The organism is Allobosea sp. 05T422_2 (genome assembly GCF_056396265.1).
In genome coordinates, this window is the sequence record NZ_JBFTLD010000242.1 from 1 (window position 1) to 10,684 (window position 10,684).

The window sequence follows — 10,684 nt, forward strand, 5'->3', positions numbered from 1 at the left end:
GCCATAGACGACCTGATAGCCGACGCCGCCGACGACATGACGCGCGACCTCTTCGAGCAGACGCAGCACCACGGCGCCGACCAGCGGGCCGAGCGTCGTGTCCATGCCGCCGAGGATGGTCACGGCGAGCGGCAGGACGTTCCAGTTGGTGGTGAAGACATCGTCGGGAATGACGTATCCGTAGAGGCCGCAATAGCAGGCACCGGCGAGGCCCGCGACCATCCCGGAGACGACGAAGGCCAGGATTTTCAGCCGCGTGACAGGCACACCCGAGGCAGCCGCGAGATCGGGATTGTTCCTGATCATGAAGAAGGCCGGACGAAAGCGCCTGCCGAGGAAAATGTCGCTGACGATGGCGGCCGCGACCAGGCAGCCGGTGATGAACAGGAGCTGCAGCGGCGGCGATCCACCCGCGATGACCGGCGGCATGATGCCGGTCGAGCCGCCCGTCAGCCCCGGCGTGACCAAGATCACGACATGGATCGACAGGCTGAAGGACAGGGTCGCGATGGTGAAATAGAGCCGCCGCAGGCGCAACGTCACTGCGCCCAGCAGCAAGGCGACCACGCCGCAGAGCAGGATGCCAACGGTCCAGCCGAGCACGGGGCCGAGCACGGGCGTCAGCAAGGCCGAGCCATAGCCACCGATGCCGAAGAAGGCGGCGTGGCCGAGCGAGACCTGGCCGGTGCGGGACAGGATATCCCAGGCCAATGCGAGGATGGCCGAGATCGCCGTGCCGATCGCGACCTGAACCAGAAAGGGCCGATCCGCGGCCGCGATCAGCAGGAGTGGCGCCGCAATCGCCGCATAGAGGGCGAGCCGTGCGGGAAGACCGGAACTCATGCCTGCACCTGCTTGCCGAACAGGCCGCTCGGGCGCACCAGGAGGACGAGCAGCAGAACCAGGAAGGAGACGCCGAAGCCCCAACTGCCGCCTCCCGATACGAAGGTGCTGATCAGGCCTTCGATCAGGGCGAGGATGGCCGCCCCGATCAGCGCGCCGGGGATATTGCCGAGGCCGCCGAGCGCGATGATCGCGAAGGCGCGGATGACGAGGTCGACGCCGACCGTCGGCTGAACGTAAAGCACGAGCGCGACGAGCCCGCCGGAGATGCCGGCGGCCGCACCGCCGATCGCGAATGACAGCTCGAAGACGCGGTCGACATTGATGCCAGCATGCATGGCGAGCACGGGGTCGTCGCTGGCGAAGCGCATCTGCGTGCCGTAGCGGGTGTGGTTCTTGATGCCGAGCATGACCAGGAAGAGCAGCAGGCCGACCAGCGCGACGACGATATTGTTGCCGGGAATGGTCACGCCTGCGAACTGGAGCGAGGGCAACAGCGCCGGCGCCTGCATCACCCGCGCATCCGGCGACCACAGAATGATCGCGATATTGAGGATCAGGATGGACAGGCCGAGCGTCGCCAGAAGCTGATTGTGCTCGTCCTGCTTCAGCACGCGGGCCAGGAAGCCGCGATAGACCAGGATGGAGAACAGGCCGAGCGCGACGCCCGAGGCCAGCATGCCCAGCCAGGGCGACAGGCCGTAGCCGGTATAGAGCCAATAGGTCAGGAAGGCGCCGAGCATGACGAATTCGCCATGCGCGAAATTGATGATGCGCGTCACGCCGACCGTGAGCGTGAGCCCGGCCGCCACGGCCGCGTAGAGGCCGGCCACGCAGAGCGACAGCAGAACCGCCTGGACGATCGACGCGGTCACGTCCGCCTGTCMTCCACGCAGAGCGCCTCAGTCATCGACCGTCTCCGTCGACGCTTCGGAGAAATCGAGCAGTCGCGACTTGTACTCGCTGCGCGGCAGCGTGCCGGCCGGGGCGAGGTGCACGGTGGTGGTCACCACCAGCGTGGCGCGGATATCGCTCTCGATCTTCTCGCGCAGACCATCCGAGGCGGTCTCGCCTTCGGCAAGCTCGACGACGACCTTGAGCGGCGGTGCCTGCTTGACGCCCTTCGCGGAGGGGCGGACCGAGACCACGCCGGTGACGGCGGGCGCGAACCGGTTGACGACCTCGCGGATCGCCGAGGGAAACACGTTCACGCCGCGGACGATCAGCATGTCGTCGGTCCGGCCAATGCAGCGCACCCGCGGCGACGTGCGGCCGCAGGAACAGGCCCCCGTGCGCAGGACGACATGGTCGCGGCTGCGAAAGCGCAGCAGCGGCGCGCCGCGATGCCTGAGATGGGTGTAGACGAGTTCGCCGGTCGCGCCGTCGGTCTGCGGAACCTGCTTGCCGGTCTCGGGATCGATCAGCTCGAAATGCACGAAGCCGCGGCCGGAAAAATGCATGCCCTGCTGCTGCTCGCACTCGCCCCAGAGCGAGACGGAAATATCGCCGATCCCCATCGCCTCGGTGACCTTGGCATTCCAGGCCTGTTCGAGCTTCTCGCGCATGGCCGGCTCGCCGCCGCCGGGTTCGCCGGCCACCATGATCCGCCTGATGCTGCTATTGGGCAGGTCGAGCCCGCGCGCCTCGCCGATCTCGGCGAGATGCAGCGCATAGGACGGGGTGCAGGCGAGGATCTGCGGCTTGAGCAGTTTCACGGCGGCGAGCAGCCGCTCGGTATTCCCGGTCCCGACCGGGATGTGGCAGAGGCCGAGGCGGGGGAAGGAATCGAGTGCGGCGCCGGCGACGAACGGCCCGGCATTATAGGTCGAGATGACGCGCTCGCCCTTGCTCAGGCCGCTGGCGCCGTAGCTGCGGGCGGAGGTTCGGACCCAGTTTTCCAGATCGCCTGCGGTCAGCGGAATATAGCTTGGAATCCCGGTCGTGCCGCTGGTGGAGAAGATGCGCACCACCTCCTCCAGGGGCGCTGCGAGATGCGTCCCGATCGGATGGGCCTCGCTGCGGCTCTGCCGCAATTCATCCTTCTCGGTCAGGGGCAGGGCTTCGATGTCGTCGAGCCCGCCGACCGATTCCGGCGTCGCGAAGCCGTTCGCCTGCAGCTTGTCGCGAAAGAAACGCGAGTGTTCGAAGAGATAGCCGACCTGTTCGCGATAGAGGCGGTCGTCAAGCGCGCGCTGCTCGGGCCAGGGAAGTGTCTCGATATCGGGCTCTTGGAGCATGTCCCGGTCCTTCGCTTACATCGTGGGGTCGTAGGCGATCGCTTCCTCGGCGTGGTGCGCGAGAATGAAGCCGATCGGGCGCTTTTGTTCCTCGGCGAGATGCCCGAGAAGTCCCGCGGTGCGGGCCAGGATCGGCACGGCCTTGATCATCGTGTGCGGGAAATCGAGGTCCATCAGCACGGCAGCGATCGGACCGGAGACGTTGAGCGGCATCTGGCGGCCCCATGCCGTGGCGACAGCGCTGCGCATCCGCTTCAGGAGGTCGAGATGGCGACCGGAAATGCCGCGTTCCTCGACCAGGGCGAAGATCCGCTCGGTTCGCGGATCGACGGGATGATGGATCGGGTGGCCGAAGCCCGGCATCTTGCCGCCCTCGCGCCGTGTCCTGGCGGCGATGTCGTTGACGACGGCATCGGGATCCTCACCGGCATCGACCCGGGCAGCGGCTTCGGCGAGCACCTTGGCGCACAGCTCGGCCGTGCCCAGAACCACCGTGCCGCAGCCGAGAATTCCGGCGGCAACGKCGCATTGCAGGCTGTCGGGCGCTGCGGCCAGCGTCATGCGGGCGGCCTGCGCCGTCGGTGTCAGCCCATGCTCGGCGATCGCGACGAGGAGAAGATCGAGRAAATAGCGCTGCTGCTMCGACGGCTTTTCGCCGGTCACCAGGAAGAAGAAGAAATCGGTGAAGCCATAATGGCCCATGATCTCGCTGGCGAAGTCCCTGCCCCGGATCTCGATCCGGTCCGGAGTGGACGTACAGATGCCCGTGATGGCCGGGCCGGCCTTGCCAATCAACATGTCGCTCCTCCTGCCGCAGCCAGCACGAGGCGAAGCGAAAGCCGCGCAGCGGCGAGAGCCGTGCGATCAGTCCCGGATGGGGGACAGGCGTTTCCTCTTCGCCGCTTTCGGCTTGTTTTGTCTTTTAAGTTTGTAGGACAATATTGCAGGTCGAAACGTTGTCAACCGGGTTTCCTGCTGATAGGCAGATCGTCATGACGACACTCGACACCCACCTCGCCAGCGCTCTGCCGGAGCCCGAGAACGCCGAAGGCCCGGCGCGCGGCGGAACCGTCGAATACGTCCTTGATCATTTGCGCGCCGGTGTGCTCCAGGGGCGCTATGCGCCGGGCCAACGCCTGATCGAAGCCGACCTGACGCGCGATCTGCGGGTCAGCAGGGGGCCGCTACGCGAGGCCTTTCGACGCCTCTCCGCGGAGGGCATTCTTGAGATCGTGCCGCATCGCGGCGCCCTCGTGCGCCGCCTGACCCTGCGCGAGATGAAGGAGCTGTTCCAGATCAGGCTCGGCCTGGAGACCCTCGCTGCCCGGCTGGCTGCGGAAGCGATGGCCGATCCGGTGACGAAAGCGCGGTTCGAGCGGGAGATCGAGGCGATCTGGGACGAGCACCCGCGCCCTCCGGGCGCTGAATATATCGACGAAAACCATCAGTTTCACGATGCGGTCGTCGCGGCGAGCGGCAACGAGCAATTGCTCAAGCTGACGCGGCAGCTTCGGCTCCCTGTCCTGATGTATCAGCTGGCGGGAACACTGAAGGCCGAGAACATCGCCGCTTCGCTGGCCGAGCATCGCGCCATCGCGCGCGCCATCCTCGCCGGCGACGCCGCACTGGCCGAAGTGCATGTGAAGGACCATCTGCAGCGCGCCATGGGCCTCGCGCAGGCCATGCCACACCGGGTTTTCGCTCGCTAGCTCATCGGACCGGACATCGTATCCGCCCCGATGATCTAACCCTTTGTGTTAGCATCGGCTTTGCCCCGAAAACCGCAATCCACTTTTCGGGCCGATCCTTTAACGCATCGCAGCGGCACGTCTTCGGCGGCGAGCCCCATCCTGCTCGCTGTTTTTCGACCGGCGATCTGAGAGACGCGTGGCTTCGCGTGGCGCCGGAAGGCGCTGCGCGCACACTCGCGCAAGACCCGCTACCAGAGCCGCAACATAGCTGCGCCCCCGACGAATAGAGGCTCCGATGGCTCTYTCAGGGGGGGCGGGCGACCAGGCGACGAAGGCGATCATCCGTGCCGCGACGGAACCGCGCCTGTCCCTGTCGCTTGGATACAAGGGCAAGATCCGAGGGAACATCGACTGGCAACATCGACTGGCAAGATCCCCGGCGATCTCGGCCGCGCGGCGGCCGCGATGAGCAGCTCCCGGCCGATCCCGGTCATGCCCATGATCCCGGAAAACCGCCAGCCCGTGCTGGTMGTTGGCGGGCTTCCGCAGGATCGGCAGCGCGCTTTGGGGGCGTCAGTCGAACTCCTTGCGGAATTTCTCGCTGACGGTGGCTGCCTGGCGGAAGCGCCCGATCGAGAAGGGCTCCAGCGGCGTCTGCGTTGCGCCGTCCACGATCATCTCGCTGAGGCATAATCCGACGCCGGGGCCGATCTGGAAGCCGTGGCCGCAGAAGCCGAAGGCATGGAACAGCCCGGCGGTCGTCTCGCTCGGCCCGATCACCGGGATCATGTCTGGCAGATAGGCCTCGATGCCGGACCAGGCGCGGATGACATGGCAATGCGCGAGCATCGGCGCGACACGCGCCAGCGCCCGCATCGCCGCCAGCGTCTTGGCGGGAGGGACGGGGGCCCGGTTCGCCTCCGGATCGGCCGCCGTGCGMGGATAGCCGGCCAGGATGATGTTGCCGCGCGGGATCTGCCGGAAGATCACCGACCCGTCGATCGCCTGGACGGAGGGCCCGATCGCGTAGGGAAACGGCTCCGTCACGAATTGCGGCGGGCCGGCCGGAAAGACCGGCGCGGTCTCGCCGAACCGCTCCGCGATGTCGAGCGCCCAGGCGCCGGCGCAGTTGACGAGCGCGCCGCAGCTCAGCCGCGCGCCATCGGCGAGCGTCAGCGCGAAGCCGTCGCCCGCGCGATCCACGGCGGTGACGCGGGTGTTCTCGCGGATGACGGCGCCGAGCCTGGCCGCGGCCCGCGCCACGGCCGGCGTCGCGATCCTGGGATTGGCCGTGGCGTCGCGTGCCGAAAACGTGGCGGCGACGGCCCGTTCGCCGAGCCAGGGCCAGCGCCGCCGGAGCTCGGCAGGTCCGACCCGCTCGATCGCCAGCCCGTAGGATTCCGAGACCCCGGCATAGCCCTCGAGCTTGGCCTGCTCCGCCTCGTCATAGGCGAGATAGAGATGGCCGGTTTGCTCGAACTCGCACTCCTCGCCGATCAGGGCATCGAAATCCTCCCAGAGGGCCTGGGAGCGCAGGGACAGCGGGTACTGCCCGGGAAAGCGGCCCTGAAGCCGCAGGTTTCCGAAGTTGACGCCGCTCGACTGGGCGCCGACCAGGCCTTTCTCGATCACGGTCACGCTGTGCCCGCGCCGCGCCAGGAAGAAGGCGGTCCAGGCGCCGATCAGCCCGCCGCCGACGATCGCGACATCGCTCGTGCGCTCGCTCATGCCGCATCCCCGGCTGCCGCGAGCGCAATCGGCTTGACCGGGGCCTGGCCGCGCAGCCGCCCGGCGCAAGCGCCATCCTGCCCGCTCTTCGCCGCCACGATCTCTTGCAGGGCAGGGCCGCAGACCCGGCCCTGGCAGCGGCCCATTCCACAGCGCGTCATCGCCTTGACCCGGTTGACCTCGATCGGCCCGAGCTCCTTCTCCATCGCCGCGCGCACCTCGCCGACCGTCACGTTCTCGCAGCGGCACAGCGTCACGGAATCCGGCAGGACGGCGATCTGCGCCGCCGGCCAGGCGAAGGCGCGCGCCAGCCCGAGCTGGAAAGCACGCAGGCGCTCGACCTGCCGTGCCAGCCGCCGCACCGCCTCGCTATCCTGCGGATGGCCGAGATCAGCGAGAATCGCGTGGGCGGCGAGCGCGCCGCTCGCTTCGGCCGCGTCGGCGCCGCCGATCCGCACCCCGTCTCCGGCGAGGTAGAGGCCCGGCCTCGCCCGGCCCAGGCTGTCGATCCTGGGCAGGTGCAGCCGGAAATCCGGGTCATAGGCGAACTCGGCCCGCGCCAGGTCGGCCAGTTGCGTCTCGGGCTTCAGGCCGTAGCCGAGCGCGACGGCATCGCAGGCGAAGCGGCGTTCGCGGCCACGCGCATCGGCCAGCACCAGAGCCTCGACGCGGTCCGCGCCCTCGACGGCGATCGGCGTCACGCCGTGCAGCATCTCGGTGCCGGCGCGGAGGGACGCGCCCATGTACCAGATGCCCCGCAGCAGCGTCCGGGGCGCTCGCAGCAGGGCCGGGATCGTGGCGGCCTTGGCGGCGAAGGGCGTCGTATCGGCGATCACGGCGATCTGCGCGCCCATGTCGCGATACTGCTTCGCCGCCAGCGCCAGCAGGGGCGACGAGCCGAGGAAGGCGACGCGGCTTCCGATCAGGCAGCCCTGATCCTTCAGCGCGACCTGGGCGCCGCCGAGCGTGAACACGCCGGGCAGGGTCCAGCCGGGCAGGGGCGCCACCCGGTCCATCGCGCCGCTGGCGATCAGCAGCCTGTCGAAAGCGAGCGTCTCGGCCCGCTCGTCGCACAGCAGATGCAGCTGGTTGCCGTCGATGGCCCAGACCAGCGTCCGCGGGCGGTAATCGATCTTCGGGCGCAAGGCCGCGAAGCGGCGATGCAACGCAACGTATTTCCCGGCCTCCGAACCCATCAGCCTGGTCATGTCGAGCGCGAGATCATCGGCCGGCCGGCGATAGCCTTGCCCGCCCGCCCGCGCGCCCTCGTCGATCAGGATGGGCCGCAGCCCCTGTGCGCAAAGCACCTCGGCTGCGCTGATGCCGGCCGGGCCAGCGCCGATGATGACGATGTCAGCCATGGGCGCCAGCCACAGGCTGCGGTTCGGCAAACAGCACCATGCCGTCGGCGACCTTTGTGGTGCAGGCCCTGAGCCTGCCGCCTTCAGCGCTCCAGACCCAGCAATCCTGGCAGGCCCCCATCAGGCAGAAGCCGGCCCGCGGCTCGCCGCCGAATTCCAGCCGGCGGAGCAGCGCGCCGTTCGCCAGCAGCGCGGCGAGGACGCTGTCGCCACTCGTCGCCCGGATGGTCGTGCCGTCGAAGCTGAGCGTCGCGGGGGGCCCGGTACGGGCTGCCACGCGGCGGAACTGGGCCTTCGGAGCGTCCATGCGGGGTCCAGGAATTATTTCAATGCAATAATAGTTTTCGAATATTGATAAAACACGCGTCGACCGTCAAGCGCCTCGTGCTTGCGGTTCAGACGCGCGAGATCGCGTGCGCGGTGGCGATGACCAGGGAGGAAAACCGGGAGACGACCTCCGCATGGCTATAGCGCGAGGTCGAGGTGGCGATGTTCACGGCGGCCTCCGGACGGCCGTGATGATCGACGATCACCGCGGCGATCGAGGCGTCGCCGAGATAGACCTCCTCGAAGGCGGTGGCGTAGCCCTGCGCCGCCGCCTGGCGCAGCTTCGCTTGCAGGGCATCGCGCTGCCAGGTCGTCGAGGGCGTGTGGGCCTGGAGGTCGGAGGCGTCGATGATCGCCATCGCCTCGTCCTCCGGCAGGCGCGAGAGCATGGCGATGCCCGGCGCGGTGCAATAGGCCGGCATCCGCGTGCCGATGATGACGTCGGTGTTCAGCACATGGCGACTGAGAAAGCGCGAGACGAAGATGATCTCGGTTCCCTCGCGCACGGTGAGATTGACCGTCTCCTCCGTCTCCTTGCTCAGATGCATGAGATAGGGCATCGCCCGGTCGAGAAGACGGCTGCTGCGCACGAAATGATAGCCGAGATCGAGCGTCTTCGCGGTCAGCTCGAAGCGCTTTGTCTGCGCATCCTTGCGGAGATAGCCGAGCCTGGTCAGCGTGTGGGTGAAGCGCTGCGCGGCGCTGACATCCATCCCCGTCTCTGAGGCGACCTGTGACAGGTTGAGCGTCTGGTGCTGGCGGCCGAAGGCGGACAGCACCCGGAAGGCCTTCTCGACCGAGTTGACCATCAGCGCATCGTCCTTGCGCCCGGCCTGATCGGCTGGTGCCGCCGCTTTCCTGCGGCCGTTCTGTGTCGCTTCCGGCATCGTCATCGGGGCTGTTCTCCTCGCTCAATCAATGGCCGTGGCCAATGGCCTTGACAAGGTGAGCCTTTCGCGCAGATTATTCAATAGAAGTTATCGCATAACAATAAACATTCATCGGAGAGCGGTATGACGGACTCTGTTCTGGTCGAACTGCGTGGCGCTGTCGGCATCCTGACCCTCAATCGCCCGGAGATACTCAACGCCTGGAACGCGCCGATGCGCTCCCGCCTCGTCGAGGGGCTCGACGAGCTCGAAGCCAACGAGGCGGTGCGCGCCATCATCCTCACCGGCGCCGGCGACCGCGCCTTCGGGGCCGGCCAGGATCTCAACGAGACCAAGACCTTCGATCCCGACCGCGCGGAATTGTGGATGGGCGAGTGGGAGCGGCTCTACGACCGGATCCGCTCGCTCTCGAAGCCGCTCGTCGCGGCGCTGAACGGCGTGGCGGCGGGGTCGGCCTTCCAGGTCGCGCTGCTCTGCGATCTGCGCATCGGCCATGCCGGCGTCACGATGGGCCAGCCGGAGATCAACTCCGGCATCGCCTCGGTGACCGGCCCCTGGATCATGCGCGAGATGATCGGGATCGCCCGCACCATCGACCTGACCCTGACCGGGCGGATGATGGATGCCGACGAATGCTTCCGGATCGGCCTGATCAACCGGATCGTGGCGAAGGACAAGGTGATGGAGGCGACCCTTGCACTGGCGCAGGAGCTGGCCGGCAAGCCGCCCGTCGCCATGCGCCTCAACAAGGCCCGCTTCCGCGAGGTCACCGAGGCAAGCTTCCGCGAGTGCCTGGTTGCCGGCATCCGCAACCAGCGCGAGGCCTACGGCACGGGCGAGCCGGCCCGGATGATGGAGCAATTCCTGGCGATCCGGGCTGCACGCAAAAGCGCCTGACGGAACCACGCGCCTGACGGGATGGCGGGCCTGACGATCTGATCACCTACGGGGACATGCGGAAAACCGCTGAAAAAGGGGAGATGAAGATGACGAACACGATGACGAAGCCGACGCGGCGCACCCTGCTGCAACTGGCGGGCGGCGCAGCTGCGGGCGCGCTTGCAGCACCTTATCTCACCGGCACGGCGCGTGCCGCCACGCAGATCACGGTCGCCGACCCCGGTGGGCCGTTCGGGCCGGCTTTCCGCAAGGCCTTCTACGACCCCTTCGAGAAGGCGACCGGCAACAAGGTCGTCAACGTCGCCCGCGAAGCGGAGCCCACCGCCCAGTTCAAGGCGATGGTCGAGACCAAGTCCTATACCTGGGATGTCTGCACGCTGACGCTCTCGGCGCGCGATATCCTGAAGACGCAGGGCTTGCTCGATCCGATCGGCTTCGCGCATGCCGATGTGCCCAGGCTGATGCCGGAAGCGATCTCGCCCGAGTTCATGGGGACGGATGTCTATTCGACGATCTTCGCCTACCGCACCGACCGGGTGAAGAATGCCCCGGCGAGCTGGGGCGATTTCTTCAATGTCGAGAAGTTCCCGGGGCGCCGCGCCCTGCGCAAGAACCCGATCGACACGATCGAACAGGCGCTGCTCGCCGACGGCGTGCCGCTCGACAAGCTCTACCCGCTCGATATCGACCGGGCCTTCAAGATGCTC

The 10,684-nt window shown here is 67.5% G+C and carries 11 protein-coding genes; 3 read left to right on the plus strand and 8 right to left on the minus strand.

Annotated elements, in window-relative coordinates; translation table 11 throughout:
- From AC1DJT_RS28865 to AC1DJT_RS28880, 4 genes are all read right to left on the minus strand, one after another.
- Positions 1-843, minus strand: an 843-nt coding sequence (locus tag AC1DJT_RS28865; protein WP_476835384.1) for a branched-chain amino acid ABC transporter permease, incomplete at its 3' end; no start/stop codon positions are given.
- On the minus strand, positions 840-1,718 hold the full coding sequence (locus AC1DJT_RS28870) for a branched-chain amino acid ABC transporter permease (RefSeq protein ID WP_441492775.1): 879 nt from the start codon (positions 1,716-1,718) through the stop codon (positions 840-842). The genes AC1DJT_RS28865 and AC1DJT_RS28870, both read right to left, overlap by 4 nt.
- A 27-nt stretch (positions 1,719-1,745) precedes the next feature.
- Positions 1,746-3,080, minus strand: a complete 1,335-nt coding sequence (locus tag AC1DJT_RS28875; RefSeq protein ID WP_476769502.1) for a phenylacetate--CoA ligase family protein — start codon at positions 3,078-3,080, stop codon at positions 1,746-1,748.
- A 15-nt stretch (positions 3,081-3,095) separates the two neighbouring features.
- Positions 3,096-3,878 (minus strand): citryl-CoA lyase, encoded by a 783-nt coding sequence (locus AC1DJT_RS28880; RefSeq protein WP_476835385.1) that lies wholly within the window; start codon positions 3,876-3,878, stop codon positions 3,096-3,098.
- 194 nt (positions 3,879-4,072) lie between these two features.
- Here AC1DJT_RS28880 and AC1DJT_RS28885 point away from each other — a divergent pair, with 194 nt between their 5' ends.
- Entirely contained in the window at positions 4,073-4,789 is a 717-nt protein-coding gene (locus AC1DJT_RS28885) for a GntR family transcriptional regulator (RefSeq protein WP_441492778.1), read from the plus strand.
- Positions 4,790-5,344: 555 nt separating this feature from the next.
- Here the strand turns inward: AC1DJT_RS28885 and AC1DJT_RS28890 are convergent.
- The 4 genes from AC1DJT_RS28890 to AC1DJT_RS28905 all read right to left on the minus strand — a co-directional run bounded on the left by AC1DJT_RS28890 (position 5,345) and on the right by AC1DJT_RS28905 (position 9,080).
- A complete protein-coding gene (locus tag AC1DJT_RS28890) occupies positions 5,345-6,499 on the minus strand; it encodes an NAD(P)/FAD-dependent oxidoreductase (RefSeq protein WP_476835386.1) in 1,155 nt (384 codons plus the stop codon).
- Positions 6,496-7,860 carry an FAD/NAD(P)-dependent oxidoreductase gene (locus tag AC1DJT_RS28895; RefSeq protein WP_476835387.1) on the minus strand — a complete coding sequence of 455 codons (1,365 nt, stop codon included), beginning with the start codon at positions 7,858-7,860 and terminating at the stop codon, positions 6,496-6,498. The genes AC1DJT_RS28890 and AC1DJT_RS28895 overlap by 4 nt, the downstream gene beginning before the upstream one ends.
- On the minus strand, positions 7,853-8,167 hold the full coding sequence (locus AC1DJT_RS28900; RefSeq protein WP_441492781.1) for a (2Fe-2S)-binding protein: 315 nt from the start codon (positions 8,165-8,167) through the stop codon (positions 7,853-7,855). Before AC1DJT_RS28900 ends, AC1DJT_RS28895 begins: the two co-directional genes overlap by 8 nt.
- Positions 8,168-8,255: 88 nt before the next feature.
- Positions 8,256-9,080 carry an IclR family transcriptional regulator gene (locus tag AC1DJT_RS28905; RefSeq protein WP_441492782.1) on the minus strand — a complete coding sequence of 275 codons (825 nt, stop codon included), beginning with the start codon at positions 9,078-9,080 and terminating at the stop codon, positions 8,256-8,258.
- Positions 9,081-9,200: 120 nt separating this feature from the next.
- On the opposite strand from AC1DJT_RS28905, the gene AC1DJT_RS28910 reads away from it, so the two are divergent.
- The gene (locus tag AC1DJT_RS28910) at positions 9,201-9,974 is read left to right on the plus strand and encodes an enoyl-CoA hydratase/isomerase family protein (protein WP_476835388.1); all 774 of its coding nucleotides are present in this window, start codon (positions 9,201-9,203) and stop codon (positions 9,972-9,974) included.
- An 89-nt stretch (positions 9,975-10,063) separates the two neighbouring features.
- Positions 10,064-10,684: extracellular solute-binding protein (locus AC1DJT_RS28915; protein WP_476835389.1), on the plus strand; the 621-nt coding region annotated here is incomplete at its 3' end.

What these genes read in the sequence shown, in the direction of transcription:
- AC1DJT_RS28875 (WP_476769502.1), bottom strand. Translation starts at nt 3,080, where the DNA reads ATGCTCCAAGAGCCCGATATCGAGACACTTCCCTGGCCCGAGCAGCGC.
- AC1DJT_RS28885 (WP_441492778.1), top strand. Translation starts at nt 4,073, where the DNA reads ATGACGACACTCGACACCCACCTCGCCAGCGCTCTGCCGGAGCCCGAG.
- AC1DJT_RS28895 (WP_476835387.1), bottom strand. Translation starts at nt 7,860, where the DNA reads ATGGCTGACATCGTCATCATCGGCGCTGGCCCGGCCGGCATCAGCGCA.
- AC1DJT_RS28900 (WP_441492781.1), bottom strand. Translation starts at nt 8,167, where the DNA reads ATGGACGCTCCGAAGGCCCAGTTCCGCCGCGTGGCAGCCCGTACCGGG.
- AC1DJT_RS28905 (WP_441492782.1), bottom strand. Translation starts at nt 9,080, where the DNA reads ATGACGATGCCGGAAGCGACACAGAACGGCCGCAGGAAAGCGGCGGCA.
- AC1DJT_RS28910 (WP_476835388.1), top strand. Translation starts at nt 9,201, where the DNA reads ATGACGGACTCTGTTCTGGTCGAACTGCGTGGCGCTGTCGGCATCCTG.